The following is a 25,570-nucleotide window of genomic DNA, read 5'->3' as shown; positions in this document are numbered from 1 at the left end:
GGGGCCCTGCTGGAGTGCGTTGCGCACGTGATTCACTTCGAAAGCGCGGCCTTCAGCGCGCCGGCCTTGATGACGCTGCCAATCGGATTGCGCTCGCCACGCAACGCACGCTCGGCCAGGTTCTTCTGCCGCCCCTGAAGGGCAAGAATCTGCTGATCGTAGACCTTGACGGTGGTTTCCCACTTCTTGAACGCCTTATCGAGTTCGACCGCGGTTGCCGTATTGTTGGAGATATCCTCCTGCAGCGCGCCTTCGTTCTTGAACGCGTTGCGGATCCGGCGCAGCTGCTGCAGCATCTGCTCCATCGCCGGCATGGACATCTGCACGACCTCGACGGTCTCGTTGTACTTCTTGTTCTCAAGCACCTGGATGTACGAGCAGATCGCTCGCTGCTGCGCGCCGATATCGCCGCCCGGGCTCATGTTCAGCACTGCCATCAGGCCGCTCATGCTGATCATGGAATCGCCACCGCACTTTTCTGCCACGTTCCAGTTTTCGGGAATCTTCGTCAGCGTGGGCGTCGGCGGCATCAGCGGCGAAGCAATGATCTGGGTCCAGTTCTGCAGCTTGGACAGCCAGTTGTCGATGGTCTTGGTGTACTGTTCGGCCGTCTGGCTCCAGCGCGCAGCCGTCTCGAAGTACTCCTTGCCGGCCTTCATCTCCTGCAGGAAGTTCATGACCCAGTTGAACGGGTCATAGACGGTCATCGCCTGCGCCGGGCTGGTGCCCGTGCTCACGGTCAGGCCCAGCGTCAGTACGGCTGCCATCAGGGGCGCCATGCGACGCCGGCGAATGGGCTTGCGTTGGGTTTCGGTCGTCATGGCAGTTTCCTTGTTCGTTTGAGTGGGCAGGTTCATGCCGTCTCCTCCTGATCCTGTTCGGCCCGCTTGCCCGAGCCCTTTCGATTCTTGTAGAACGCGTCCAGCCACTGATCCGGGGTCAACTCGTCCACCGTCACACGGTTGCGGACCGCTGCCGTCTGCAGCACGCGATGCATGATGTCGATGTTGTCGGTCGAGGCCGAGATCACCGACAGGATGTCGTCCATGCCGCGCAGGTTGAGCTGGCAGACGCTCGAGGCATGACCCTGCTTGACCAGGAAGCAGCGCGAGCGCTCGTCCAGCGCGGTAACCACCTTGAACTCGGCCTCGGTCAGCTTCAGGCCATCCATGTAGTCGCTCTTGCTGGCGTTCGGGTTCGGCAGCAGAATCAGCGTGGCGGTCTGTTCGATCAGCGCCGCGGAGATGTCGCTCTTCAGCGCATCTTCCGGGCTCTGCGTGGCGAAGATGCCCAGGCCGTTCTGCTTACGGATGGTCTTCTGCTTGTTCTTCGCGAACTCCTTCAGGCCACCCTCGCCGTCCAGGATCTTCCAGAACTCGTCCATCACGTAGATCAGCGGACGGCCGTCGATCAGCGACTCCAGGCGGTGCAGCAGGTAATTGATGACCGGCACGCGCACTTCAGGGTTGTCGATGATGTCGGTGTAATCGAACCCGATGATGTTGGCCTTGCTCAGGTCAACGGTATCGACCGGGTTGTCGAACACCCAGCCCAGCGAATTGCCCGAGGTCCAGCGGCGCATGCGCGCGTAGAGACCGTCATCGCCCATGTTGGGCAGGCTCTTCTGGAAGTTGGTCATGTTGCGCAGGTGCATCGGCGTATCGAGCATGCTCTCCACTGCGCGGTAGATGTCCTCTTCTTCACGGGCACTGTACTCGCGCTTGCCGGCCAGCACCTTGATCAGGTCGGCCAGGAACTGCACGTTCGACTCGTTGTTCTCGCACTGGAACGGGTTGAAGCCAGTCGGCGCACCGTTCTCCAGGGCCAGGTAGTTGCCGCCGCAGGCACGCACAAAGATCTCCGCACCACGATCCTTGTCGAAGAAGAAAATGGTCGGCGACGGCTCGTACTTCTGCACCTGGCTGAGCAGGAAGTTGATCAGCGCGGTCTTACCGGTACCGGACTTACCGATCACCATGGTGTTGGCGATCGCCTTCTCGCCCAGCGAATTCTCCGACGGATGGGTCGCGTGGAAGTTGAAGTAATACGGCTGGCCGTTGGTGGTCTGCAGCGTGGTGACGCAGTCGCCCCAGGGGTTGTTGTGCTGCTTGCCGGTAGCAAAGTTGTGCAGCGGTGACAGGCCCAGGAAATTCAGCGAGCTGACATTGGCCAGGCGCGTACGGTAGCGCCAGTTGCCCGGCAGCTGCGAATAGAAGGACGAGGTAACCGCCAGGTCTTCCTTGGTCGACACGAATCCGGCGTTGGACAGCTCGGCCCGGGTCGAGGCGACGTTCTGCGAGAGCTTGGCCTGCGTGTCGCCGTACACCGCCATGATGAAGTGGTACTCGCCCAGCACGAAGTTGCCGGACGACAACTGATCCATGGCCTGGTCCAGCTCGACGATCTGGCTGACCGCCTTGTCGCCGGAGGAGATCATCATGCCCTTGGTGCGGTCGAGCACCTTCAGCGCGTCCTGGCGCCCCATCGGGCTGAACGAATGGGTGATGACATACTCGTAGTCCAGGTACTTCAGGCCGTTGAGAATGCCCGGGTAGGTGCCCTCGGCATACTCCTTGATGTTGAGGATGGCACCGAAGTGGTTGGCGCCATTCGGGGTGTTGATGACAAAGTCGCCGGTCTTGGCCGAGAACATGTGCCGGCTGACCGGCAGGTAATCCTTGATCGGCGCCGGCAGCACCGGCACCGGCTCGTCGATGCGGTTGATCAGGTATCCGAACAACTCCAGCGTCTCGGAGAACACCACGCCATTCTTTGCCTCATACATGCCCAGGCGATACGGCGCGTAATCACGGATCACTGCCTCGACGTTGCCGGCCAGCTCCATCAGCTTCTCGATGGCCTGTTCCTGCTCGGCACGCAGGCGATCGACGTTCGCCGACTTCTCCACGAAGCGCTTACCCGATACCACCGGGCGATAGATCATGGTCAGGTACAGCTCGTTCTGCATGATGCGCTGCGAGGACAGCATGCCCATGTACTGATCGGAGACGTCCTGGTTGAAGCGCTGCCGGTAGGTGCTCTTGCCTTTCAACGTGCGACGGCGCCGAATATCGTGCACCCAGAAAGCCACGTTGACGAAGTCCGGAGCACGCAGCGTCTGCAGCAGGCGATTGAAGGTGTTGTGCCGATGTTCCAGTTCCCATTCCTCGCGGCCCACGAACGGCAACCCCTCCAGGTACCAGGTCAACAGGTAGTCACCGCCCGTGGTCTTGACCACGTTCGGGGCGACATGCGTCGACAGGGGAATGAACTCACTGATGGAGGTATCTGGGCTGAACATACGACTGCTTCCAAAGAGTTGCTGCCAGGGAACTTCGAGGTGGCCTGGCGGGCAGCACGCGCCCGCCAGGCCATTCCGGACCTCAATCCATTCGGGCCGGCTTGTTGCGGTAATGATTCGGGTTGAATACCCACATGCCGTCGTGCTGCTGCACGTTGCGCACCCGCAGCTTGAACATCAGGCGCAAGCCCATCAGACGAAAGATCATCTCGTCACGTTTGGCCATCTGCCGCATGATGAAGATTGCTACCGGAATGGTGAGCAGGAACCAGAAATTGGTGTAGACGCTCAGCAGCAGCAACCCACCTGCCACCATGAAGAATGGCAGGTAGGGAACGCCCAGGAACATTGCCGGGCGAGTGCAACCGCGGAAGACGACGTTCTTATGCACTGTAGTAGAGCACTGCCTGCTGGATCAGCATGCCGGTCTTGCCTTCGCAGGTGCCGTACTCGTCACCCAGCAGCATGCGGGCGATCTGGCCGGCGGCACCGATCAGGACGCCACCGATCAGGATCGGCGAGACCTCGCTGATGCGCTTGTGCGCGAAGGCAATCTGATAGCCGGCGAAGATGACCGCGATGGTGACGACGGCAATCGAGGCCATGTTCAGCAGGCCATTGATGTTGGAGAAGAAGCCGCAGACCTTGCCGTCGGTACCGCCGTAGTTGGTGGCGCCGTTGGTGGCGAACACCTGCGGGGCGAACAATGCGCCGACGAAGATCGTTGCCATCAGCAGGGTCTTCAGCGTGCGCTGGGCCTGGACGAGGTCGAGATTGGATCGCTTCATGGATTGATTTCCTTGTTGATGGACTAACACAACTGAATCGACCAGCCGGGGGACTGGCCGCACCACGACTTCGTCAGAACACGAAGGCCGCATCCCCTGCGGGAATCTGCTGCACCGGCGCGCCCTGCGCCGGCGCGTTGTACGAATCTGCGCTTTCCGCCACCGGTAGGTTGCGTTCGCTCCACGGACGCAGCATCACCGGGCCATTGTCGGTGCCGCCCGCGGCGCCAGGAAGCTGTTGCGGCATTGCCAAGTTGTTCTGGGACGGCAGGCGTTGGGCCATGCCCTGCGGGAACTGCGCCTGCTGCGGCTGTGCAGCCCCGCCCTGCTGACCTGCCTGCTGGGGCTGCATCATCCGGTCCACCGACCCCAGGACGACCTTGGACAGCGCCTGATCGGCAATATTCAGCAGACTGCCGCGCGCCATCGCACCGGTGGACGGGTACACCACGTACGCACGCGCTGGATCATCCGAAGGAACGTACACCGGTCCGTTCGACTGGGCGACAATGCGCGCCTGTGCCGGCGACGCCAGCTGCGGGTGATGCTCGACCTTTACCGCGCGCCGTTCGCCACGGCTGATCACGTCGATCGGCGTGACGCCGTTGCTGGCGACCTGCTGCCCACGGCGGATCGAGTCGTAGACCTTCTGCACATAGCCGTGACGGAAGCCGGTTTCGAAATTGCCCGAGTAGTAGCAGCTGAACGACTTTCCCCAATCGCCACCCGAGCGCTTGTAGCACTCGGCGAGGATGCGGGATCCGGCCTGCAGGTTCGGGCACTGCTGGAACGCTTTCTCGTACGAATCCAGCCCGTACTTGCCCAGGTTGTAGCGGTTGACCTGGGCCAGACCGATGGAGAAGTTGTAGCCCTTCTCTTCCAGCATGCGCACGGTGGCCAACGCCTCGTCCAGCGCCTTGGGCTGGCGCACCAGCGCTCCTCCCACCACGCCGATCGCGTAGGGATTGCGCGACGATTCGACATTGATGACGTGCTGCATCACGTCCATCGACACGGCCATCTCCGGGCACGCCATCATTTCCAGTCCTGGCAGCATCCTTCAGCCCTCCTGCCCCTGGGCGCGCCCAGGGTTGAAATCGATACCGGTGATGTAGCGGGAACCGGCATGTGCCTTGATGTGGACGACGATGTCGATGGTCATCATCAGCAGTCGCTTGATCACGTTGAACTCAAGCCCAGAGCCTTCGCTGGAGGCCTTGACCATCAGCGCCAGCTGGTCCCAGGTCTGCTCCGGGCTGCCGGCATGGCAACTCGTGATCGACCCCGGATGGCCCGATGCGCAGTTGCGGATGAAGTAGAACGCCTCGTCACCGCGCAGCTCGGCCAGGATGATGCGTTCGGGCTTCATGCGCAGGCACGCTTCCATGCAGCTCTTGGCGGTGACATTGCTTGCGCTCTGCCCACCCTTGGAGTACAGCAGATGCACCACGTTTGGTTGGGTCAGAAACAGTTCGCGCGCGTCCTCGATCGTGACCAGGCGTTCACTGTCCGGGATATGATTCACCAACGCTTTCATGAAGGTGGTCTTGCCGCTACCCGTCGCACCCGATACCACGATGTTCTTGCGGTACATCACCGCACGCCGGAAGAATTCGGCGTACTCACGCGAATGGCGCAGCTCCAGCAGCTCGCGATCGTGTTCGCTGATGCTGCCGTCGCTCTCCAGGATCTGGTTGAAGAATCCATCTTCGTGATACTGCGTGAGTGACTTGGTGTGCTTGGACGGCAGGCGGATGGTGATCGACACCTTGCCCGCGTCACACGCCGGTGGAATCACGAACTGGGCGCGCTGACCGGTGGGAAACGTGAGCGAGACCACCGGATCTGCATCGGTGATGCGCTGCCCGGTGTTGCTCTCGTTCACCACCGCGGTGCAGAACTGCCGGGCCCGCTCGAAAGTCAGGCCCGGCACGTCCACCCGCTGCCACCCTGCACGGGTTTCCAGGTACAGCTCGCCGGGACGGTTGATGCAGATTTCCGTCACTTCCGGCGAAGTCATGTACTCGGCGATGCCCAGCACTTCGTACTGATAGCGCAGGAAGTCGCTGGAGACGAGGGCGAGGGGTGACACTTCAGCGTCCATGGTCGTTCGTTGGGTTACCGGCGGGGATTCAACACGTTGGTGAAATCGACGTCCTTGGCAACGTAGACATTCACCACAGTGCCCTGGTTGATGGTGACGGTCGGCGGACGACGACTGCTGCCGAGTGCCTCATTGGCCAGGCGCTCCATGGTGCGCGCAGTAGCGCTTTCATACGGCGACTGGATGGTCATACCGTTGTTGGCCACGGTCGTGGTCTCCGGACCGTGCTCTGCAGCGGCATACTTGAACGCGTCGGCCAGCAGGCTGATCATCAAGGCAGAAGCGATACGGCTGCCCCAATGCGCGCTGTACTGACCGGGATGGCCCGCGCCGCCCAGACCATCGGTACCGGGGCTGGACATGGCCACGTCGATGCCATTCGGGGTGGTGATGCGATCCCAGATGACTTCCACACGCTTGCCCGTGGGACCACCGCCGTACGCGCCATAGATCTTGGAGCCCTTGGGCAGCAGCAGATTGCGGCCGTTGATCGAATACACCGGCTCCGTCAGCAGGCACGAGGTGTAACCGGCGATGTCGGTGATGATGCGGGTTTCCAGCACGCAGCGCAGGTAGGTGCCCCGCACCAGCAGTGCATCCGGACTGCGGATATAAGTGGCGCTGGAGACATCTTCCACATCCGGTCCACGGCGCACCTTCTGCGGCTGCGCTTGCGGATTGGCCGCCGCCTGCATGGCCGCGATCATCGCCTGGTTGTAGTCGGAGCCGCTCTGGCCGTTGGCGGCGCCGCCCGCCTCGCCCCCGCCCACGCCGGAGCCGCTGCCCATGCGACGGTCCATCAGCGTCGGTCCACGCTCATGATCCGCCTTGGCCTCGTTGCCCATCGGGAAGCCCGGCATTGGCACTTCCTGCTGCGGCGGAGGCGGCAGCATCGGGATCGGATCGGCAACCGCGATCGGCGGCGCCGGCTCGGGCGCCCCGACAACGCTCGGAAGCTGCGGCGTGGTGGCACGTGCTTCTTCCTGTGGTTTCTTCTGCTCGGCTGCGTCGTCCTGCCCCTTGCGGAAAAGCAGGAAACCCATTGCCATCAGCAGCAGGACGATCCCCCCCAGGAACAGCAAAGCTTTGCGGTTCAGGCGCTGCTCTTCTGCCGAGCGCAACTGCGGCGCGCCAGCATCCAGATCAGGCGCAGCCTGCTGGTCGTTGGCGTTGCCGAAGTACGGGTTGGACGGCGGCTCCTGGCCAGCGGCGCCCTGGGAATAGGGAGACGGGTTCGGGTCATTTCCCGGAGTGTTCTGCTGGCTCATTTCTTCACGTTCCTTCGCAGGCCGACGACGAAGTCGCCATGGCGGATGACCAGGTACGGGTACGTCCCGTGCACGATCAGCGTGTTGCCTTCAACCGTGGTGTTGACCACGAAGTCTTCACCGTATTCCGATTCACGCCCGAACACCGCCGGGAAGATGCCGGTCTTGTACTCGGGCGAGTTCGGCAGCCTCAGATAGGTGAAGCGACCATCGTCATAGGCGTTGACGGGAATCAACCACCCCATCTTCTTCGCCTTGCTGGTCGAATAGGAGTAGTTGAAGTTGTACTGGCGATCCTTGGCCAGTTCAGAGCTCAGCAGCGGTTTGGCTTCCTCTTCGACCGCTTCCTGGGCGACGCCGAACACGGTGTCGTTTGGATAGACGAAAGCGATCTTGTACTGCACGCCCGCGCGACGGGCCTGTTCCAGCTGACGCCAGTCGGTGGCCACCACCTTCAGTTCGAAGATGTAGGAATGGGTCTCCGTGCGCACCATCATGTTGGTGTCGACGTCAACATTCTTCGGCTTGAGATAGAACACGTTCTCGCGACGCGTCAGCTCCCAGCCATTGCTGAAGCCGGTGCTGTAGTCGAGGATCTTTTCGTTCGGACTCAGCTCGATCTGCGTGGTCAAGCCCAGGCCGGTGCGAACAGGATAAATGCGATCCTTTTCATACTCGTAATGGTCAACCGCCTGCGCCATCGCCGTTGCACAGAACAGCAACGACAACATCGACAGCAGCGCCAGCGCGCTTCCCCTGATATTTCGACTACTCATCGGTTGCTTGCTCCATCAGCAGTTCCGGTGGAATTGTTCTGCACCGGCCTCATGGCCGGCTGTCCGGGCATGGCCTGCCCCGGCATTGCTTGCCCCTGCACGGGCTGTCCCGGCACAGGCTGACCTGGCATCGGCTGGCCCGGGACCTGGCCGTTGGCCGGCACCGGTGCCGCGACTGGCTGGCCGGTGGCCGGGTCGATCATGGTGGCGGCGGCCGGATTGTTCGGGTCGTACACGCCCTGCGCCTGCTGCGCTGCCTGTTGTGCCGCCTGCTGGGCCTGCGCCTGCATGGCGCCGTCGTCGGGCACCGGAACGCCACGCGAGTAATCGTTGTCGACGCGGTACTCGGTGACCTGGAAGGCCAGCGGATTGAGGATACGGTCCTGCTCGGACAAGGCGAGATTCTGGTTGTACTCGAAGCGCATCGTCACCAGCTGGTTGTCCAGGTAGGTAGACGCACCGGTGCGCTTGTCCAGCAGGCTGCGCTGGATACGGACCGAAGCCCCCCGGAAGCTGCCGTTAGGCTCGGCCCCCAGCGGCGTGATGCTGAGGATCTTGACCCGGATCGCCTTCTCCCGGCCATACATCACGAATGGGTTCTGCGGGTTGTTGCCTGCATAGCGCTGACGCATCGACTGCGACACCGGGCCGTTGGACATCACGAACACCAGTTCCCAGTCGCGCAGGCCCATCACCGCCGAGTCGTACGATTCGCGCGCCAGCACGTACTGGGCGACATTGCTGCGATTGATCGCTTCATTGGTGGTGATCGTCTCGCCCTGGAAGGTGCCACTCAGGCGCGCGACGGTCGCGGTGCCGGTGTAGGCATCGGCCATCACCAGGAACGGCACCTTCTCCTTCAGCGGCAGCATGTAGTAATAGCCGCCCGCCAGGGCGAGCGACATCAGCAATGAGCCTGTAGCCACCCACCACGCACGACGCTCGCTGCGGCGTGCCATGTCGGCCACGGTGATCTCGTAGCTGACCGCCTTGGCGACCGACTGCTCGACCTTGGGACTATTGCCGGGATCCTTCTTGCGGAACATGGATTCTTCCGTACTGCTGAAACATCAATGGGCGTGGCACCCCTGCGACCGGCGCGGGGAGCGGCACGTTCGATGATTTCGATGTGGACTCAGGTGCCGCTGTTGGAATCAGCGCCCTGCGCCGACGCGGTGGGCGTCGAGCCAGCGCTCTGCACAACGATCTGGTTGCCAACAATGGAGACGGAGATGCCCTGTGCCGCATAGGCCGCCGTGAGATCGATCACGGCCTGCTGAGCGTTGGTGGTGTCGATGTTCGAGACCGCGCCGTACAGGGTGAAGTCCGAGCTGAGGCGGTAATCAAGCGTGCGTCCGGAATCCTTGGCCCAGCGCTCGAGCATGGCTTTGAGCGTGCCATCCATCGGCGAGGCTTGGTAGACGTAGCTGGAGTACAGCGGGATTTCGGTTGTCGCCGCCGCAAAGCGGTTGACCGGCTTCCAGCGGCCGCCGAAATCGGGAGCGGACTTGGTGGCACAACCTGCCACCATCAGCGCCGCGACTGCGGCGATGGACATTTTCGCGATAAACGCCTGATTCATACGGGCTTCACTTTGACGTACGAAAAAGCAGTCCCGAGCGTTGGCTCCCTGGTCGTCCGGCGCTGCATGGCGCACGCCGGAATCGGGGAGACGCGCTGGCATGCAGCACACCTGCCCCGGCTCCCCTGCAGCCCGAAAGCTGCCAACCAGGTCGCGGGGCCGCCAGACACTGTCGACGACACACCCGCACACCCTCACCAACGTCGAAACCATCCTTGTTTCCATGGCACAAACTCCTGGCCACCCTGCGCTACAACTTTTGCCATCCAACACACACTTCTGGATGACGAACACAGAGTTACACAACCACGCGTCAATTCCATGTCAGACAAGTCTGAAAATCTATGAACAGATGCCGAATTCTTGACTCAGCTCACGTTTTCACGTCGATGAATATGAATCTACGTCACAAATTTAGCGACGTGAATTAGACGTTAAGCATGGGGACGTCGACTTTTGGCAGCAGCCTCGAAGTGAAGTAGCGGTCCTTGTAATAGCGGATCTTGTCGCACTTCACTGGATGCGGTATGCCCTCGTACAGGAACACTTCCTTGTCCGGCCCCATTGCTTTCAGTTCCTGCGGCAGCATCAGCGCGCGCCGCTCTTCGGTGAAGCTGTGGGTCTTCTCGCGGGCGTGGGTGACGTTCTTCTTGCGGATGGTGGTGTAGCCCAGCATGTCCGAGTAGTCGTTGGCATCCTGCTGCTCCCGCGGCGCATACAGGATCTGCAGCGCGTGGTTGGTGATGATCGTGCGCGACACCTCCCGCCCGTAGGTGGCATCGAGCTGGGACATGCTCTGGATGATTGGCAGCAGGCGTATGTTGTAACCAGCCATGTAGGACACCGCCGAGGCAATGATCTCGACTTTGCCGATCGAGGTGAATTCGTCCATCAACAGCAGGCACTGGTACTTCAGGTCCGGGTTGGACTTGGGCAGTTCCTTGGTATTGAGGTTGATCAGCTGGCTGAAGAACAGGTTGATGATCAGCCGGCTCTCGGCCAGCTTGTTCGGCTGGATGCCGATGTAGATGGTCATCTTCTTCTTGCGGACGTCGGTCAGCAGGAAGTCGTTGCTGCTGGTGGCCTTGTCCAGCACCGGGTTGATCCAGGGATTGAGTGGTTCCTTGAAGGTGCCCAGGATCGAGGCGAAGGTCTCATCGGCCTGGGACAGCATGTTGGCGAACGCCGAACGCGCGTTGGCGCTGAGGAACGGCCGCTCCGACAAGGCCTTGAGGTACTTCTTCAACTCGGTGCCGTCACCCGATGACAACCGGTAGACAGCCCCCAGCGTGGGCGTGCCCGAGCCGCCCGGGAAACCGCTGCTGCGCTCGTCGTCCCAGTTCTCGAACAGATAGAGGGTGAAGGCCATGAACGCGTTGCGCGCCTGGCTGACCCAGAACTTCTGGTCCTCGGCACCATCCGGATACAGCATCGCGGCAATGCTCATCAGGTCCGAAACCCGGAACGCCGGGTCATCGGACACGTAACTGAGCGGGTTCCAGCGGTGCGTGCGCCGATCTTCTGCGAAGGGATTGAACAGGTAGATCTCCTGGCCCTGGCTGGCGCGCCAGCCGCTGGTCAGGTCGAAGTTCTCCTGCTTGATGTCCAGCACCACCAGTGACTCGCCGTACTCCAGCAGGTTCGGGATGACCACGCCCACGCCCTTGCCCGAGCGGGTAGGCGCGGCCAGGATCACGAACTGCTGGCCGTCCAGCCGCACCAGCTTGCCGCCATGGCTGCCGACCACGATGCTCTGGCCGGTCTTCTTGAACATACCGTGCTTGGACAGGTCGGCGCCGGTCGCAAAACGCGCGTCGCCATGCAGCGAGCGCTTGTCCTTCTTCAGCAGCAGCACCAGGCCGGTCACCACCAGTACCAGCAACGGCAGGCCGAAGCCCACGTAGCCGGCCCATTTGATCTTGCCCACGAAGGGCGCGACCTGTGGCTGGCCAATGGCGTGGTAGTACTGGTAGTACGTGTTCCAGGTGAACAGCTTGGTATCCAGGCCCAGGAACAACAGGGTCAGGTAGCCGGAAAACACGAAACCAAGCAGCAGGGTCGCCAGCGTGACGATGGCGATGAGCAGATACTTCTTACTGGGCAACACCCGAATCCTCCATGATGCGCACGAGGGCGCGACGGCCTAGCGGCGGCGCCAGCGCGACGCCTTCTTCCGCAGGTTGTTTTCGTTCTCCAGCCCAGGCTGTTCGCCCTCTTCACGCACCCGCTGCAACAGCAGTTGGCGCGCTTCGGCCAGTGATACCAGGTCGGTCAGACGATCCCCATCGTCGGCGACGACCGCATGGCCGACCACATCGCCCGGAGCGTACACCGGCTCGTAGGACACTGCTACCAGCTGATAGCGGCCGCGGGTTTCCAGCACATGCCTGAATTCCTGCATCGCATTCCTCCTTGTCGGGGCGACACTGCGTCCCCTGCCCCGCCATCATGCCCATCGCAGTGTCATCGGCGTATGCACAAGCGCTGCGGTTTTTGCGCGAAACTGTCCGCGGATATCCAAGGAGACTGCGATGGACTGGGTAGCACTTGCACGCACGCTGGCCACCGAGGCCCACACGGGCCAGATCGACAAGGCTGGCCAGCCTTACATCTGCCATGTGGCGCGGGTGGCGGCCGCAGTACGCGGCGACGATGACGCCGAAGTGGTGGCCTGGCTGCATGACGTAGCCGAAGACTGTCCGGCGTTTTCCGCACGGATCGAGGCATTTCCCGCACCGCTGCGCGAGGCGGTGCAACTGCTCAACCGCGACGCGGCCCCCGACGCGGACAGCTACTACGCGCGCATTGCCGCCCACCCGCTGGCACTGAAGGTGAAGCAGGCCGATCTGGATGACAACGCCGATCCGCAGCGCCTGGCGATGCTCGACGCGGCGACGGCCGGGCGCCTGCGCGGCAAGTATGCGCACGCCCGGGCGGCGCTGGGCATCTGAGCAGACCGCCCGATGGCGCGGTGGGCGAACGTGTCACCGATCAAACGCTGATTTACCCTGAGTGCTGCTGCCCTTGCTGCGGTGCAGCAGTACAATGGCCGGCTCCCCGCCCCCATCGCGCCCCGCATGAGCCCCAACTCTTCCCTGGCTGCGCGGCTGACGCCCCGTCAGCGCACCCTGATCATCCTTGCCCTGTCCCTGGGCGGCTTCGCCATCGGCACCAGCGAATTCGCCAGCATGGGCCTTATGCTGGAGATCAGCCGCGGCCTGTCGATCTCCGAAACCCAGGTCGGCCACCTGATCAGCGCCTACGCCATCGGCGTGGTGGTCGGCGCCCCGATCCTCGCCTTCGTCGGCGCCAGCTTCCCGCGCCGCAAGCTGCTGCTGGCACTGATGGGCTTTTATGCCGTCGGCAACCTGGCCAGCGCGCTGGCACCGAACTACGGCACGATGCTCATTGCGCGTTTCGTCGCCGGCCTGCCGCATGGCGCCTACTTCGGCGTGGCGATGCTGGTGGCCGCCGCGATCAGCCCGGCCGGCCAGCGCGGCCAGGCGATGTCGCGCGTGTTGCTGGGCCTGTCGATCGCGATCCTGGTCGGCAATCCGCTGACCACCTGGCTGGGCCAGCAGCTGAGCTGGCGTACCGCCTTCGCCCTGGTCAGCGTGCTGGCCATCGCCACCGTGGCGATGATCGCGCGCTTCCTGCTGCCGGATCCGGACGAAGTGCGCACCTCGCCGATGCGCGAACTGCGCGCCTTCAACACCACCCAGGTGTGGCTGGCGCTGGCGATCGGCGCCGTTGGCTTCGCCGGCATGTTCTGCGTGTTCACCTACCTGGCGCCGACCCTGGTGCAGGTCACCGGCGTGGCCGAATCCTGGATGCCGCTGGCAGTGGGCGTGTTCGGCATCGGCGCGATCATCGGCAACATCGCCGGTGGCTGGCTGGTCGACAAGTTCCACTTCAAGGCCGCTGCAGTGGTGCTGCTGTGGTCGATCGTGATGCTTCTGCTGTATCCGCTGGCCGCGCAATCGGTGTGGACCATCGGCCCGATGATCATCACCGTGGGCACGATGGGCGCGCTGGCGGCGGTACTGCAGACGCGCCTGATGGACGTGGCCGGCGAAGCGCAGACCCTGGCCGCCGCCTCCAACCATGCCGCCTTCAATACCGCCAATGCCCTCGGCCCGTGGCTGGGCGGCATGGCGATCAGTGCCGGCTTCAGCCCGGCCAGCACCGGCTATGTCGGTGCGGCCACCGCGATCGGCGGCCTGCTGCTGTGGTGCGTGGCGGTGATGCTGGACAAGAAGCGCAAGGCAGCCGGCGTGGGCAGCCACTGACCTTCGCGTCGGATCGTCAGCTGCCGCCCGCGCGGCGGCGGCGATCCGGCCGCAGCAACGCTGTGTCGCCGGCCGCCAGCGTCGGTCGCGCCAGCTCACCGCGCTTGACCCGCTCAAGCACCCGCCGCGAGTTGGCCGCGCAGTCGATGCCCTCCGGCCGTGCCTGGATGTCCTCGATCAGCGCCAGCAGGTGCTCCCGGCTCTGTGCCAGCCGCAACTGCAGCGCCTCGATGTCGGCCACCTTCTGCTGCAGCATCGTGATCAATGCGTCGTGCTGCCACTGGCCCATGTCCGGTGGCAGCAAGGCGCGTATCTCCTCCAGGCTGAAACCGGCACGCTGCGCACCGGTAATCAGTTCCAGCAGCAGCACCGCCTGCTCGGGGTAGTCACGGTAGCCGTTGGCCTGCCGCTGGGCCGCCAGCAACCCGGCCTCCTCGTAGAAGCGGATGCGCGACGCTGCCAGGCCCGTGCGGCTTGCCAGCTCACCGATCTTCATCTGCCTGAATCCTCGACATCGGAACCTGTTGACCTTCAATCAAACTTGAAGGTTAGCGTAGCGCCATTCCCCTGTCCTGGAGCTGTCCGATGTCGCTGTTCTCGCCCCTGGCACTGCCCTCCGGTGCCGTCATCCGCAACCGCATCGCCAAGGCGGCGATGGAAGAAAACATGGCCGACGCCGACCACGCCCCCTCCGAAGCGCTGCTTCAGTTGTACCAGCGCTGGGCCGATGGTGGCGCCGGACTGATCATCACCGGCAACGTGATGGTCGATGGGCGCGCCATGACCGGGCCGGGTGGCGTGGTACTGGAGGACGACCGCCACCTCGACCGCTTCACCGCCTGGGCGGACACTGCCCGCTCGCGGGGCGCGCAGATGTGGATGCAGATCAATCACCCGGGGCGGCAGATGCCGGCCGCACTCGGCCAGCCTGCGCTTGCGCCGTCAGCCGTCGCATTGCAGATGGGCGCGCTGTCCAAGCAGTTCGCACCGCCCAAGGCGATGACCGAGGACGACATCAACTCGGTGATCGCGCGCTTCATCCGCAGTGCCGAGCTGGCCGAGCGCGCGGGTTTCAGCGGGGTGGAGATCCATGCCGCGCACGGCTACCTGCTCAGCCAGTTCCTGTCGCCGCTGTCGAACCGCCGCGATGACCGCTGGGGTGGCAGCCTGCAGAACCGTGCGCGCCTGCTGCTGGAGATCGTGCAGGGTGTGCGCGCGGCCGTGGCGCCCACGTTCGTGGTGGCGGTGAAACTCAACTCCGCCGACTTCCAGCGCGGCGGTTTTTCGCCCGAGGACGCGCGCGCAGTGGTGCAGATGCTGGCGCCCCTCGGCGTGGATCTGGTCGAACTGTCCGGCGGCAGCTATGAAGCACCGGCCATGACCGGCGCCGCACGCGACGAACGCAGCGTGGCCCGCGAAGCGTACTTCCTCGAATTCGCACGCGAGATCGCTACGGTGGCAACGATGCCGCTGATGGTCACCGGTGGCATCCGCCGCCGCGAAGTGGCAGAGCAGGTGCTGGCCAGCGGCGTGGCCATGGTCGGCATCGCCACGGCGCTGGCGATCGAGCCGGATCTGCCGCAGCACTGGCAGCAGGGCCGTGACCCGGTGCCGACACTGCGCAACATCAACTGGCGCAGCAAGCCGCTGGCGGCCAGTGCGCACATGGCCGCAGTGAAGTATCAGCTGGGCCGGTTGAGCCGGCGCCGCCCCACCGCACCCACGGTCTCGCCGGTATGGGCACTGCTGCTGGCACAGGCGGCCGCGAAGTGTCGGACCCGCCGCTACCGACGCTGGATCGGCGCCCGCGCCATCGCACATTGAGCCGCGCGGTCTTCTCATCACCGCAGCGATGCTCCACCATCTGCAGGATCGGCGGCAGTTCCGCCGCCGGTCGCAGCATGGAGATGGAACCCACGTGGCAGCAGGATCGACCAGGAACCGCGAGAAGCTGCTCGATGACCTGCTCTCGCTTGGCCGCAACTGGGCACTGGCGATCGCCATCGCCGGTGCCGGGGCAGCGGTTCACTACAGCGAGTCGGTATACGAAGCAGGAATCTGGCGAGGTCTGCTGCCCACGCTCTGCTTTCTGGTCGCGATCATCTGGATCGTGCTCAGCATCATCCGCTTCGACCTGACCCTCCAGCAGCACTTCGAGCGCAAACGCACGCGCTGGCTCAGCCGCCTGCTCTATGTCGTGCTGCTCGGTACCGGCATCACCGCCGTGTTCTTCGTGACCGAACTGGCGTCCAGCAACCACATCGCAAGGATGTGCGACGCCGTGGCCAACGAACCGGCCAGCCGGATCCACCGGTCCGCCGAGTGCCAACGCCTGTACCAGCATCGGGCGGCCTACCGGCAACGGCTGGAATCGGCCGAGGGCGAGTTCGACTGAGGCCCGCACCGGCTGCGCATCGCGTGCGCGAAAAACACATGGCGTGGATATGCGGTCGGGCACAGTGGCTGCGCCTTCCTCGCAGCGAACGAACGCCGCCGACATGCACCACCCGCCCGCCCCTGCCCGTCACGATGCCATCGCCCTGCAGGCGGGCGTACTCGGCAGTGTGCTGGGCGTGACGCTGTTCAAGGCGATCGCACTGTCCGCACCGGCCAGTGGATCCTTGATCGTGATCGGGCTGTGGCTGCTGGCCTGCGCGCTGCTGGCTGCCTGGGCACTGGCCGCCTGCCTGGCCTGCCTGGCACTGAGCCGGCGCATATTCGTGCTGATGCTGGCGCTGAGCATGATCCTGTTGATCTGCGTCGCCTGAGGCAGCAGGCGCGGGACTATCGCGTATCTGTTATAGAATAACAAGTGCGATCGGACGGATTGTGCGTGCCCGGGTCACGGATTTGAATTCCATGGCCAGCCCGGCACCACCCGAGACCTCCCCATGACCCTGCAGCCCCTGCTTCGCGCCTCCCTCACCGCCGTTGCCCTGGCTTCGCTCAGCGCCTGTGCCACCTATGACGACAGCAACATGCACCAGGCCTGCCAGGAATCGCCGCACCTGAAGGACCTGCCGCGCGAAGTGGCTGCCCGCGAAAGCCGCTGCAACAAGAGCATGGAAGTGTGGTCGAGCGAGCGCAAGGGCAGCGACAGGCCGATCGACCTGAGCGGCAAGAAGAAGGATCTCTGAGCCGCCTGGCATCTTGATCGTTCCAATGCATGCGGATGACCCGTCCGTCACGATCGGGAAGGCAGGATAAGGTCTTCCCATCACGACGACTCTCCCGATGCCGGCCACTGGTCACCCTGTCATCCATGCCTTCGAAGCTGTGTTCGATCTGTCTGGCGGGGTCGAGCGCATTACGGCGCTCACTGTCATCTGCCGGCATTGCTCGGAAACCCGCTCGGCCAGCGAAGACAACCTGGTCCAGCTGCCGGGCGGTGCCTTGTTCCGCTGCGACGGATGCGGCAGTCATCAGGCGGTGAGCCATGCGCGGGTTGCCGATTGGCAGGTGAATTCGCTTCTGGGTGTCTGAGGCTGCAATACGACGGTGCCACGACGCAGGCCGTTGGCGCGGAGATGGCGATGCAGCCAGAGGACGCCGCGCGAGCACCTTCGTCCGCCGCGAAGGGCCGATCAAAGACAGGGCGCAGGACCTGTGCAGGGCGCAATGACATCACCTCGGCTAAGCTGCGTCACCTTTCTGCGCGCACGGCCATGCATCCCTTCCCCCTACCTGTCTCAGCACCTGATCAACTCGCCTACCGACTGCTGCAGGACAGCGACTGGGCCCGTTCGGCCGACGCCACCAACGCTCCGCCCGAACTTCGCGCTCTGCTGGCGATGATCCTGGATTCTCCGGAGCCGCTGTGGATCGCATGGGGCCGCGACAACAAGGCGTTCTTCTTCAACGACGCCTATCTTCCGATGCTGGGCGGCAAGCTGCACGGTGCCATGGGCAGCCGATTGGAAGACGTCTGGGCGGACGTCTGGGCCGACGTCGTGAATGCTGTCAACGATGTCTTCGGCGGCACAAGCCGCAGTTTCAAGAACATGCCGTTGATGATGGACCGTGATGGCACGTTGCGCGAGACATTCTGGACGTTCTCCTACTCGCCGCTGCGTGCCGGTTGCGGAGGCGTGGCCGGCATCATCTGCGTCGTCAGCGAGCAGACCGAACGGGTGATCGAGCGCGACCGGCATACTCGCCAGGTAGCAGCCATCACCGAGCAGGCACGCGAGGCCCACCTTGAACTGGTACGCGCCCGCGAACAGCTGCGGCAGTCGCAGAAGCTGGAGGCCATCGGCCAGCTGACCGGCGGCGTTGCCCACGACTTCAACAATCTGCTGCAGGTCATCACCGGTTCCGTGGACATGCTGCTGCATACCTGGCCGGCCGAAGATGCGCGCCTGCGCTATGTACAGGCCATCGAAACCGCCGCTGACCGCGCCACTCGCCTGACCGCCCAGCTTCTGGCGTTCTCGCGCCGACAAAGCCTGTCGCCGCAGGTGTTCGACCTCTGCGAGAGCGTACGCGCGCTTTCAGACATCATCACCACAGTGCTGGGAGCCCGCATCTCCGTTTCGGTGAACCTGCCTGACGCCCCGTTGCCGGTACTGCTGGACCGGACCCAACTCGACACCGCACTGATCAACATCGCAGTGAACGCGCGCGATGCCATCGACGGCCACGGCAAGGTGACGATCGATGTGGAACAGCTGACATCGGTGCCTTCCGTGCGGTTCGCGGCGCCGATGAAAGGCAATTTCGCTGCGATCAGCGTCAGCGACACCGGTGCCGGTATCGATCCGTCCATGGTGGACCGGATCTTTGAGCCCTTCTTCACCACCAAGGGAGTGGGCGCGGGCACCGGGCTTGGCCTCAGCCAGGTGTTCGGCTTCGTCAAGCAGTCCGAGGGCGAAGTGGACGTACAGAGTCAGGCCGGTGTCGGTACGCGCTTCACGCTGTATCTGCCGCTGGCACAGGCAAACGCCTCCATCGAGCTGCCGACCGCGCAACCGGGACTGCTGCATGGCCACGGATTGTGGGTGCTGGTCGTGGAAGACAACGTGGATGTGGCCGAGTTTGCAGTCGGGGCGCTGCGCGAGCTTGAATACAACGTCGTACTTGCGCGCAATGCCGACGAAGCACTGGCGGAGCTGGAGCGCGACGCTGCGCGTTTCCACGTGGTGTTCAGCGACGTGGTCATGCCTGGGACCAATGGGCTGGATCTGGCCCGCACCATCCGCAGCCGCCTGCCCGACCTCCCGATCATTCTCACCAGTGGCTACAGCGAATTGCTGGCCCGCGATCCAGGCCATGGTTTCACGCTGCTGCGCAAGCCCTATTCACTGAAGCAGCTGGCCTCTGTGATGACCGAGGCCAGCTGTCGCTCGCAGACGATGGTGACTGCGCTATAGCCGGCAGATCACCGCGTCGGACCGGTCCAGGAAGCAAGCGCTGAATCGAGGCCGGACATATCCCCTCCTATGCCGCAGGCCCAGGCCACGATGCCATCCGGGCGCACCAGCACCGCCCCCAGACCCGATGCCGCATCGCCAGTATCTGCGGCGCAGGCGATGGGAAGCTGCCAGCGTTGGCCATGCTGCGGCGACCAGGACGCCGGGGCGAAAACAAGCAGCGCCCCCTTCCCCGTTCTCAGCAGTTCGCCCAGGCGGCGACCATCGGCCACCCGGAAATCAGGCGCGCTCCTGCCGACCAGCGGGTGCTCTCCGCCAAGATCCAGCTGCTGCGAAACACCCCAGATCCGCTCGGCCAGATACGTGGCCCCATCGCGGGTGCCAGCCAGGTCGGCCATGATCGCTGCCAACGCGCGCGAACCGTCCCCGGGACGCATCAGCGCAACCTGTGCGCGCGACCAGTCCAGTACTTTGGTGGCCACTGGATGGCGCTCAGCCTGATAGCTGTCCAGCAGCGCCTCATCGGCCTTGCCCCGCGCCACGGCGGCCAGTTTCCAACCGAGGTTCATCGCATCGCCGATGCCGAGGTTCAGTCCCTGGCCGCCCAAAGGCGAATGCATGTGCGCGGCATCACCTGCCAACAGCACACGGCCGCTGCGATAGGCCGTCGCCTGGCGCGCAGCATCGGTCCATGTCGTGGCCAGGTGCAATGCAGTGATCGTTGCCTCGCGGCCAGACACCCGCCGCAGCAACGCTTGCGCGGTGTGCCGGTCCAGTGGCGTGCGATGGCCTGCGCCACCGTCGAAGTCGGCCAGCGCCAGCATGCCTGGCGGGTTGAAATTGCACATCCCGTGATCGGTGAACTGTCGGCCCGGTGTGAGTACACACCCATCTGCCAGTTCGACCAGCAGCGTGTAACCGGTGAACTCCGGCCCGGTTCCAGCAAAGAGGAAGCCCGATTGCTTGCGTACCGTGCTGCGGGCCCCATCACAACCGACCACCCAGCGGCCGTGGACCATGCCGGAGCCGGTGTGCACGGCAACCTGCGCCTCGTGCGCATCCACCGCCTTTACCGCACGCCCGCGTTCGACGCGCACGCCCAGCGCAATGGCACGTTCGACCAACACCGCTTCCAGGGCCTGCAGCTCCACCGCCATCTGGGTGCCCACCGGCGTCGGCAGGCGCCAGGTCCAGCGCGTCTGGTCCACATCGTCCAACGCAAATGGAATACCCGCAAAGTGCCCACCCAGCGCACGCGGCTGCGCCAGCCAATGGGCGGTGCCGGGCGGCGGCGCCCCCTTGTCAGGCTTGAGCACCTGTGTCGCGGCGACCGCGTCCAACAGGCCGCGCCGATCCAGCGCCTCCAGCGTGGGGGCGTTCAGGCCGCGCAGCCCGAATGGCAGGCGCTTCAACGGCGAACCGGCGGACTCGGCCTGTTCCAGCACCAGGACCGAGCACCCGGCCTGGGCCAGTTCGCAGGACAGGAACAAGCCAACCGGGCCGGCACCGGCAATGACGACGTCGTACAGCATGGGGATTCCTTGTGAGCGCCGGGTCGGCGCTCTGGCGGACCAAATGTTACACTCGGTGTACGTTTTCACATGTGAACCGCCCATGACCCCGCCACCAGGCCGTCGCGAACAACGCAAGGCCGAGACCCGACAAGCGATTTCGGACGTCGCCACCGAGCTGATCATCCGGCGTGGCTTCGAGGCCGTCTCCATGTCCGAGATCGCCGAAGCCGCAGGCGTCTCACGCAAGACGGTCTTCAACTACTTCGCCAGCAAGGAAGACCTGGTGTTCGACCGGGATGAGGAGGCGCGCACACTGCTTCGCGAGGGCATGATGGCGCGCAGCAGCCTGACCCCGCTGGCGGCCTTCCAGTCACTCGTGCGCGAGTTGCTGGAGGCTGGCCATCCGCTGCTGCGCATCAATGCCGGCGCTGCCGCCTTCTGGGGCACCGTGGCGGAGAGCCCGGTGCTGGTCGCGCACGCGCGACGGCTGCAGGCGCAGTTGACTGACGATCTGGCGGGATTGATGGCCCTCGCTGCCGGCCGGCCCGGACATGACGCCGAAGCGCGATTGGGCGCGGCCATGCTGCTGGCATCGATGGTGGCGGCCTATGAGAAAGGACTGGCGAGCCAGCTGCAGGGCGAGGACCCGCGCGAGGCCATGCTGCAGCTGATCGTGCGCGGTGCCACCGGGGTACTGGTGGCCCTGGCGGGCACCCCCTATACGGACCCCGGCGCGCGTCCATAGCGCATTCGGGGAATAGGCTTCGATGTATCGCAAATGCTAATCTTTCTCATTTGCAGAAACATACTCCCCTCCCAATGCCCCTCCCCACGCCCCTGCAACGCACCCTGTGCCTGGCACTGACCCTGCCCCTGGCAACCCTTGCCCATGCTGCCGAGCCCTCGGCTGCCGCACCCAAGGACCTGGACAAGGTCGAGGTCCGCGGACGTGCGCAAACCCTGTACCGGGTGGACGATGCCGCGGTCGGTACCCGCACGGATACACCGCTGGAGCTGGTCCCACAGTCGATCCAGGTCATCCCGCGCGAACTGATCGACGACCAGGCCGCGCGTCAGGTGACCGACCTCTATCGCAGCATCAGCGGTATCAGCTATTTCAGCTATGCCGGGGTGACCCTGCGCGGCTTCCGCCAGGAGAACGTGCTGTATGACGGTCTGCGTGGCGACCCGTATGCAGGATTTTCGGTGCCGCAGCTGTTCAACATCGAGCGCGTGGAAGTGCTGAAGGGGCCGGCCGGTGCGCTGTATGGCGGTGGTGATGCGGGCGGTGTCATCAACTACGTGACCCGCAAGCCGAAAGCCAGCGCCGAACGCCGCATCGAGGTCCAGCTGGGCAACAAGGACTTCCGTGCCGGATCGATCGAGGGTACCGGGCCGTTGAATGCCGCCGGCAGCGTACGCTATCGCGCCGGGCTCTATGCCGACAGTGAAAAGGGCGTGCGCTGGAACACCGACAGCGAAAGCGTGATCGGCGATGCCTCGCTGGCCTTTGACATTGGCCAGACCGGCGAACTGGTGCTGCAGTTCACCGACATCACCCAGAACCTTGGCGGCAACCGCCTGCGTGGCGTGCCGGTCAACGATGCAGGCACGTTCCTGACCGACCGCCGCTGGAACCACAACGAGGCCAGCGACTTCCTCGACATGCGCGCCAAAGTGGCGCTGGCGCAGTACCGTTTCGCGCCGAGCGACACTCTGGACCTGGACTTCGCCGCCCGCTGGTTCAGCAACAACGAACACCAGATGTACCACGAGCCGATGGGCCTGATCGATCGTGACCGCGATGGCGTGGCCGAGTGGATGACGCGCCAGCTGCGCAACCAGATACGCGACAACGAAGCATTCACTGCCAACGGCAATGCAGTCTGGCGGGTGACCACCGGCACGGTTGAGCACAAGGTGCTGTTCGGCGCCGATGTGTACCAGTTGGACGCGGATTTCACCGCACAGACCGCGAACAGCGCTGACCTTGCGCGTGGTGCCGGGCCGGTGCGCGGCATCGACCTGTTCAATCCCGTGTATGGCGCCAGTACCTGGCACGACTACAACCTGGCCGCCCTGCCCTGGCGCAGCACCTCAACCCGCAGCAGGCGCTATGGCGGTTACCTGCAGGACGAACTGGCACTGGGCACGCGCTGGCATGTGCTGGCCGGGCTGCGCTGGGATGGCTTCAAGGATGCGGATCGCATTAGTGGCAGCAGTGTGGATGGCAACGATCTCAGCTGGCGGCTGGGCAGCACGTTCACCGTACGCGAGGGCCTGAATGTCTACGCCAACGTCGCCAGTGGTTTCGTGCCGCAGAGCGCCGCCAACCAGAGCCCGGCCGCTGGCGGACCGTTCGATGCCGAGCGCAGCAAGCAGTGGGAAGTGGGCATGAAGTCGCTGCTGGCCGACCGTGTGACTTTGAACATGGCGGCCTACCGGATCGACCGAAGCAACATCGTGCAGGCCACCGGCGAGGTGATCGGTGGCGTGAACCAGCTGGCCGCGCTGGGCCTGGTGCGCAGCACCGGCATGGAGCTGGACCTTCTGGCCGATCTCACCGAGCGCTGGGTGCTGAACCTGACCTATGCCTACAACGATGCGCGGGTGAAGGACGCCGGCCCGAGTGGCATCACCAACGCCTCCGGCGACCGATTCGCCAACGCGCCGCGCAACACGCTGGGCGTGTGGACGCGTTATGACCTGCCGGCGATCAATTCCGCCATCGGCTTTGGCGCCGATCACGTCGGCGAGCGCGTCAGCCTGGATGGGCAGACGGTCAAGGCCTACACCGTATTCGACATGAGCTGGAAGACCACGTGGAGGCAATGGCAGTTCCAGGCCAACGTCAAGAACCTGTTCGACAAGGTGTACGCGGCCAGTGGCTTCATCGAACGCAACGGACATTTCCCGGGTGAGCCGCGGCGGGTGTATCTGCAGGCGGCGTACAGTTTCTGAGCCGTCGTTCCCTATCGCCAAGGGCGCGCTTGCAAGCCCGCTCTTGGCTGCACCCGGCATGATCAAATGACCCGTCCCATGGATGAGGCCTGATGCAATGACTCGGATCCGCACCCTACTGCAGCCCTCGTTGCCATGGGTGCTACTGCCCCTGCTCGCCGCCTGCCAGAACGAACAGGTCAGTGAGTTCCAGCCCGTGGACCGGCAAGCTGCACACACTTGCAGCAAGATGCCGTTGGGCCGCGGTCAGCGCCAGGCAGCAACCCGCAGCCGTCCGCTCCCACAGGCATTCGCCGGATTACCCTGGTGACACGCGCCCGTCCGGCGGCCGGTTTGAGCGCTGGCGATGCCAGATAGCAGGCCGCCCCAATTCAGGTATCCTTGCGCGCAGTCAGCCACGCCTTCATGCGACCGCTGAAGCACAGCATCGACGTTGCGGACGAAAACACGATTCACCATGGATGTTTCAACGTAATCACAGGGGAAAATGGATGAAGAAGTTCCTGTTCGCAGCGATCCTCGCTGCGTCGCTGGCGGGTTGCACCACCAATCCTCCGCTCAATTTCTCGGTTCCCAACGTCGGGGTCAGCAGCAAGAAGATCGACGGTGAGCTGAAGTCGCTGACCGTTACCCTGGCGCGCCCGGACGAGGCCAAGGGCAAGATTCCGGCGCAGGCCCAGCACGAAGTGCCGCAGATGTGGCAGAACGCACTGACCGAAGCGTTGAACAAGATGGCGGTCTTCCGTGACGACGCGCCGGTGAAGCTGAGCCTTTCGGTGAAGATCCTGGCCATCGACATTCCGAATTTCGGCGCCTCGATGACCACCAAGACGATCGCCCGGTATGAGCTGATCGATCGCGCCACCGGCAGCATCGTATACACCCAGGATGTCAGCGCCTCCGGCGAAGTACCGTTCAACTATGCCTTTGCCGGTGTCATCCGCGCTCGCGAGTCGATCAGCCGCTCGGCGCAGAACAACATCGCCCAGTTCCTGCAGGCGCTGGAGACCGTGGACATCACCAAGCCGATGTTCCCGAACAAGCAGGAAGCGCCGTGAAGCGCCTGCTGCTGGGCGCGTCAGTTGCCGCAATGCTGACGGCCTGCGCGCCCAACGTGCGAACCGACAGCTACTCCATCGGTTCGGTGGGACAGGTCAATCGGACTGTCGGCGGCACGGTCATCAGTGTTCGCCCGGTAAGTATCGACGGCAGCCAAGGTGGCGGTGCCGTCGCAGGCGCAGCTGCTGGCGGCGTCGCCGGCTCGACCATTGGCGGTAGCGATCAGGCGGCCGCCATTGGCGCCATCGGCGGCCTGGTTGTGGGCGCGATTGCCGGTGCCGCTTCCGAACGCGCACTTTCCAAGACCCAAGGTCTGGAGTACGTGGTGCAGACGGAGAACGGCAATCTGATGACGGTTGTGCAGGGTCCCGATCCGGTGTTCAGCACCGGCATGCGGGTCCTGGTGCTGTATGGATCGCCCTCGCGCATCATTGCAGATCCGCGCCAAGCGAAGACAACGCCGTAAGCCCCAACGATGCCCCTTCCGAGGGGCATCGTTGTATTGGACACCGAGGGGGAGATGGCAACTCCCCCCCTTGCCGGCATCGGTGCAAGCGGG

The 25,570-nt window shown here is 64.0% G+C and carries 26 protein-coding genes; 12 read left to right on the top strand and 14 right to left on the bottom strand.

The window, feature by feature from the left end; translation table 11 throughout:
- Window positions 1-32 precede the first annotated feature (32 nt).
- The 12 genes from R1H25_RS06500 to R1H25_RS06445 all read right to left on the bottom strand — a co-directional run bounded on the left by R1H25_RS06500 (window position 33) and on the right by R1H25_RS06445 (window position 12,220).
- Window positions 33-857 carry a hypothetical protein gene (locus R1H25_RS06500; protein WP_224328282.1) on the bottom strand — a complete coding sequence of 275 codons (825 nt, stop codon included), beginning with the start codon at window positions 855-857 and terminating at the stop codon, window positions 33-35.
- Window positions 854-3,301 carry a VirB4 family type IV secretion/conjugal transfer ATPase gene (locus R1H25_RS06495; protein ID WP_049455396.1) on the bottom strand — a complete coding sequence of 816 codons (2,448 nt, stop codon included), beginning with the start codon at window positions 3,299-3,301 and terminating at the stop codon, window positions 854-856. The genes R1H25_RS06500 and R1H25_RS06495 overlap by 4 nt, the downstream gene beginning before the upstream one ends.
- A gap of 82 nt (window positions 3,302-3,383) precedes the next feature.
- Window positions 3,384-3,692, bottom strand: a complete 309-nt coding sequence (locus R1H25_RS06490) for a type IV secretion system protein VirB3 (protein WP_080392955.1) — start codon at window positions 3,690-3,692, stop codon at window positions 3,384-3,386.
- Window positions 3,685-4,089: a TrbC/VirB2 family protein gene (locus R1H25_RS06485; RefSeq protein ID WP_053443246.1), complete on the bottom strand. Its 405-nt coding sequence runs from the start codon at window positions 4,087-4,089 to the stop codon at window positions 3,685-3,687. The genes R1H25_RS06490 and R1H25_RS06485 overlap by 8 nt, the downstream gene beginning before the upstream one ends.
- 73 nt (window positions 4,090-4,162) lie before the next feature.
- On the bottom strand, window positions 4,163-5,146 hold the full coding sequence (locus tag R1H25_RS20365; RefSeq protein ID WP_373695551.1) for a lytic transglycosylase domain-containing protein: 984 nt from the start codon (window positions 5,144-5,146) through the stop codon (window positions 4,163-4,165).
- Between the two features lie 3 nt (window positions 5,147-5,149).
- Window positions 5,150-6,193 (bottom strand): P-type DNA transfer ATPase VirB11, encoded by a 1,044-nt coding sequence (gene virB11 / locus R1H25_RS06475; protein WP_088479781.1) that lies wholly within the window; start codon window positions 6,191-6,193, stop codon window positions 5,150-5,152.
- A gap of 14 nt (window positions 6,194-6,207) precedes the next feature.
- Entirely contained in the window at window positions 6,208-7,461 is a 1,254-nt protein-coding gene (locus tag R1H25_RS06470) for a TrbI/VirB10 family protein (RefSeq protein WP_100442801.1), read from the bottom strand.
- Window positions 7,458-8,237 carry a TrbG/VirB9 family P-type conjugative transfer protein gene (locus tag R1H25_RS06465; RefSeq protein ID WP_057499284.1) on the bottom strand — a complete coding sequence of 260 codons (780 nt, stop codon included), beginning with the start codon at window positions 8,235-8,237 and terminating at the stop codon, window positions 7,458-7,460. The genes R1H25_RS06470 and R1H25_RS06465 overlap by 4 nt, the downstream gene beginning before the upstream one ends.
- Window positions 8,234-9,283, bottom strand: a complete 1,050-nt coding sequence (locus R1H25_RS06460) for a VirB8/TrbF family protein (protein ID WP_317223087.1) — start codon at window positions 9,281-9,283, stop codon at window positions 8,234-8,236. Before R1H25_RS06460 ends, R1H25_RS06465 begins: the two co-directional genes overlap by 4 nt.
- Before the next feature lie 89 nt (window positions 9,284-9,372).
- Entirely contained in the window at window positions 9,373-9,819 is a 447-nt protein-coding gene (locus R1H25_RS06455) for a hypothetical protein (protein ID WP_012480646.1), read from the bottom strand.
- Window positions 9,820-10,246: 427 nt separating this feature from the next.
- The gene (locus R1H25_RS06450; RefSeq protein ID WP_049448499.1) at window positions 10,247-11,926 is read right to left on the bottom strand and encodes a type IV secretory system conjugative DNA transfer family protein; all 1,680 of its coding nucleotides are present in this window, start codon (window positions 11,924-11,926) and stop codon (window positions 10,247-10,249) included.
- A gap of 36 nt (window positions 11,927-11,962) precedes the next feature.
- Complete coding sequence (locus R1H25_RS06445; protein WP_317223086.1) at window positions 11,963-12,220, bottom strand: hypothetical protein; 258 nt, start codon at window positions 12,218-12,220, stop codon at window positions 11,963-11,965.
- Window positions 12,221-12,350: 130 nt separating this feature from the next.
- Between R1H25_RS06445 and R1H25_RS06440 the strand changes: the two genes are divergently transcribed.
- Both R1H25_RS06440 and R1H25_RS06435 read left to right on the top strand, forming a co-directional pair.
- Window positions 12,351-12,770 (top strand): phosphohydrolase, encoded by a 420-nt coding sequence (locus R1H25_RS06440; RefSeq protein ID WP_317223085.1) that lies wholly within the window; start codon window positions 12,351-12,353, stop codon window positions 12,768-12,770.
- Between the two features lie 126 nt (window positions 12,771-12,896).
- A complete protein-coding gene (locus R1H25_RS06435) occupies window positions 12,897-14,108 on the top strand; it encodes an MFS transporter (protein WP_049448503.1) in 1,212 nt (403 codons plus the stop codon).
- Between the two features lie 16 nt (window positions 14,109-14,124).
- Here the strand turns inward: R1H25_RS06435 and R1H25_RS06430 are convergent, their stop codons facing one another.
- On the bottom strand, window positions 14,125-14,604 hold the full coding sequence (locus R1H25_RS06430; RefSeq protein ID WP_049448505.1) for a MerR family transcriptional regulator: 480 nt from the start codon (window positions 14,602-14,604) through the stop codon (window positions 14,125-14,127).
- A gap of 89 nt (window positions 14,605-14,693) precedes the next feature.
- Here R1H25_RS06430 and R1H25_RS06425 point away from each other — a divergent pair, with 89 nt between their 5' ends.
- The 6 genes from R1H25_RS06425 (at window position 14,694) to R1H25_RS06400 (ending at window position 19,477) form a co-directional block, all read left to right on the top strand.
- Window positions 14,694-15,932: an NADH:flavin oxidoreductase/NADH oxidase family protein gene (locus R1H25_RS06425; RefSeq protein ID WP_317223084.1), complete on the top strand. Its 1,239-nt coding sequence runs from the start codon at window positions 14,694-14,696 to the stop codon at window positions 15,930-15,932.
- Window positions 15,933-16,026: 94 nt separating this feature from the next.
- On the top strand, window positions 16,027-16,503 hold the full coding sequence (locus R1H25_RS06420) for a hypothetical protein (protein WP_057500642.1): 477 nt from the start codon (window positions 16,027-16,029) through the stop codon (window positions 16,501-16,503).
- Window positions 16,504-16,606: 103 nt separating this feature from the next.
- Complete coding sequence (locus R1H25_RS06415) at window positions 16,607-16,876, top strand: hypothetical protein (protein ID WP_049448508.1); 270 nt, start codon at window positions 16,607-16,609, stop codon at window positions 16,874-16,876.
- 123 nt (window positions 16,877-16,999) lie between these two features.
- On the top strand, window positions 17,000-17,245 hold the full coding sequence (locus R1H25_RS06410) for a hypothetical protein (RefSeq protein ID WP_057500569.1): 246 nt from the start codon (window positions 17,000-17,002) through the stop codon (window positions 17,243-17,245).
- Window positions 17,246-17,342: 97 nt separating this feature from the next.
- Window positions 17,343-17,591 carry a hypothetical protein gene (locus R1H25_RS06405; protein WP_005410137.1) on the top strand — a complete coding sequence of 83 codons (249 nt, stop codon included), beginning with the start codon at window positions 17,343-17,345 and terminating at the stop codon, window positions 17,589-17,591.
- Window positions 17,592-17,773: 182 nt separating this feature from the next.
- A complete protein-coding gene (locus R1H25_RS06400; RefSeq protein WP_317223109.1) occupies window positions 17,774-19,477 on the top strand; it encodes an ATP-binding protein in 1,704 nt (567 codons plus the stop codon).
- Window positions 19,478-19,485: 8 nt separating this feature from the next.
- Here the strand turns inward: R1H25_RS06400 and R1H25_RS06395 are convergent, their stop codons facing one another.
- Window positions 19,486-21,009, bottom strand: a complete 1,524-nt coding sequence (locus R1H25_RS06395) for an FAD-dependent monooxygenase (RefSeq protein ID WP_317223083.1) — start codon at window positions 21,007-21,009, stop codon at window positions 19,486-19,488.
- A gap of 82 nt (window positions 21,010-21,091) precedes the next feature.
- Here R1H25_RS06395 and R1H25_RS06390 point away from each other — a divergent pair, with 82 nt between their 5' ends.
- From R1H25_RS06390 to R1H25_RS06375, 4 genes are all read left to right on the top strand, one after another.
- Window positions 21,092-21,736: a TetR/AcrR family transcriptional regulator gene (locus R1H25_RS06390; protein WP_049448517.1), complete on the top strand. Its 645-nt coding sequence runs from the start codon at window positions 21,092-21,094 to the stop codon at window positions 21,734-21,736.
- A 74-nt stretch (window positions 21,737-21,810) separates the two neighbouring features.
- On the top strand, window positions 21,811-23,952 hold the full coding sequence (locus R1H25_RS06385) for a TonB-dependent receptor (protein ID WP_317223082.1): 2,142 nt from the start codon (window positions 21,811-21,813) through the stop codon (window positions 23,950-23,952).
- A 491-nt stretch (window positions 23,953-24,443) separates the two neighbouring features.
- Window positions 24,444-25,010 carry a UDP-N-acetylglucosamine acyltransferase gene (locus R1H25_RS06380; protein ID WP_049458660.1) on the top strand — a complete coding sequence of 189 codons (567 nt, stop codon included), beginning with the start codon at window positions 24,444-24,446 and terminating at the stop codon, window positions 25,008-25,010.
- Entirely contained in the window at window positions 25,007-25,477 is a 471-nt protein-coding gene (locus R1H25_RS06375) for a hypothetical protein (RefSeq protein ID WP_057500574.1), read from the top strand. Before R1H25_RS06380 ends, R1H25_RS06375 begins: the two co-directional genes overlap by 4 nt.
- The last annotated feature ends 93 nt before the right edge of the window (window positions 25,478-25,570 follow it).

This window comes from Stenotrophomonas veracruzanensis, from assembly GCF_032911525.1.
GTDB lineage: Bacteria > Pseudomonadota > Gammaproteobacteria > Xanthomonadales > Xanthomonadaceae > Stenotrophomonas > Stenotrophomonas africana.
The sequence above is the reverse complement of the archived record's forward strand: the minus strand, read 5'-3'. Positions and strand labels throughout refer to the sequence as shown.

Bases quoted from the DNA above. Each gene is read 5' to 3' on its own strand.
- R1H25_RS06500 (WP_224328282.1), bottom strand. From the start codon at position 857: ATGAACCTGCCCACTCAAACGAACAAGGAAACTGCCATGACGACCGAA.
- R1H25_RS06495 (WP_049455396.1), bottom strand. From the start codon at position 3,301: ATGTTCAGCCCAGATACCTCCATCAGTGAGTTCATTCCCCTGTCGACG.
- R1H25_RS06485 (WP_053443246.1), bottom strand. From the start codon at position 4,089: ATGAAGCGATCCAATCTCGACCTCGTCCAGGCCCAGCGCACGCTGAAG.
- R1H25_RS20365 (WP_373695551.1), bottom strand. From the start codon at position 5,146: ATGCTGCCAGGACTGGAAATGATGGCGTGCCCGGAGATGGCCGTGTCG.
- virB11 (WP_088479781.1), bottom strand. From the start codon at position 6,193: ATGGACGCTGAAGTGTCACCCCTCGCCCTCGTCTCCAGCGACTTCCTG.
- R1H25_RS06470 (WP_100442801.1), bottom strand. From the start codon at position 7,461: ATGAGCCAGCAGAACACTCCGGGAAATGACCCGAACCCGTCTCCCTAT.
- R1H25_RS06465 (WP_057499284.1), bottom strand. From the start codon at position 8,237: ATGAGTAGTCGAAATATCAGGGGAAGCGCGCTGGCGCTGCTGTCGATG.
- R1H25_RS06460 (WP_317223087.1), bottom strand. From the start codon at position 9,283: ATGTTCCGCAAGAAGGATCCCGGCAATAGTCCCAAGGTCGAGCAGTCG.
- R1H25_RS06455 (WP_012480646.1), bottom strand. From the start codon at position 9,819: ATGAATCAGGCGTTTATCGCGAAAATGTCCATCGCCGCAGTCGCGGCG.
- R1H25_RS06445 (WP_317223086.1), bottom strand. From the start codon at position 12,220: ATGCAGGAATTCAGGCATGTGCTGGAAACCCGCGGCCGCTATCAGCTG.
- R1H25_RS06440 (WP_317223085.1), top strand. From the start codon at position 12,351: ATGGACTGGGTAGCACTTGCACGCACGCTGGCCACCGAGGCCCACACG.
- R1H25_RS06435 (WP_049448503.1), top strand. From the start codon at position 12,897: ATGAGCCCCAACTCTTCCCTGGCTGCGCGGCTGACGCCCCGTCAGCGC.
- R1H25_RS06430 (WP_049448505.1), bottom strand. From the start codon at position 14,604: ATGAAGATCGGTGAGCTGGCAAGCCGCACGGGCCTGGCAGCGTCGCGC.
- R1H25_RS06425 (WP_317223084.1), top strand. From the start codon at position 14,694: ATGTCGCTGTTCTCGCCCCTGGCACTGCCCTCCGGTGCCGTCATCCGC.
- R1H25_RS06415 (WP_049448508.1), top strand. From the start codon at position 16,607: ATGCACCACCCGCCCGCCCCTGCCCGTCACGATGCCATCGCCCTGCAG.
- R1H25_RS06410 (WP_057500569.1), top strand. From the start codon at position 17,000: ATGACCCTGCAGCCCCTGCTTCGCGCCTCCCTCACCGCCGTTGCCCTG.
- R1H25_RS06405 (WP_005410137.1), top strand. From the start codon at position 17,343: ATGCCGGCCACTGGTCACCCTGTCATCCATGCCTTCGAAGCTGTGTTC.
- R1H25_RS06400 (WP_317223109.1), top strand. From the start codon at position 17,774: ATGCATCCCTTCCCCCTACCTGTCTCAGCACCTGATCAACTCGCCTAC.
- R1H25_RS06395 (WP_317223083.1), bottom strand. From the start codon at position 21,009: ATGCTGTACGACGTCGTCATTGCCGGTGCCGGCCCGGTTGGCTTGTTC.
- R1H25_RS06390 (WP_049448517.1), top strand. From the start codon at position 21,092: ATGACCCCGCCACCAGGCCGTCGCGAACAACGCAAGGCCGAGACCCGA.
- R1H25_RS06385 (WP_317223082.1), top strand. From the start codon at position 21,811: ATGCCCCTCCCCACGCCCCTGCAACGCACCCTGTGCCTGGCACTGACC.
- R1H25_RS06380 (WP_049458660.1), top strand. From the start codon at position 24,444: ATGAAGAAGTTCCTGTTCGCAGCGATCCTCGCTGCGTCGCTGGCGGGT.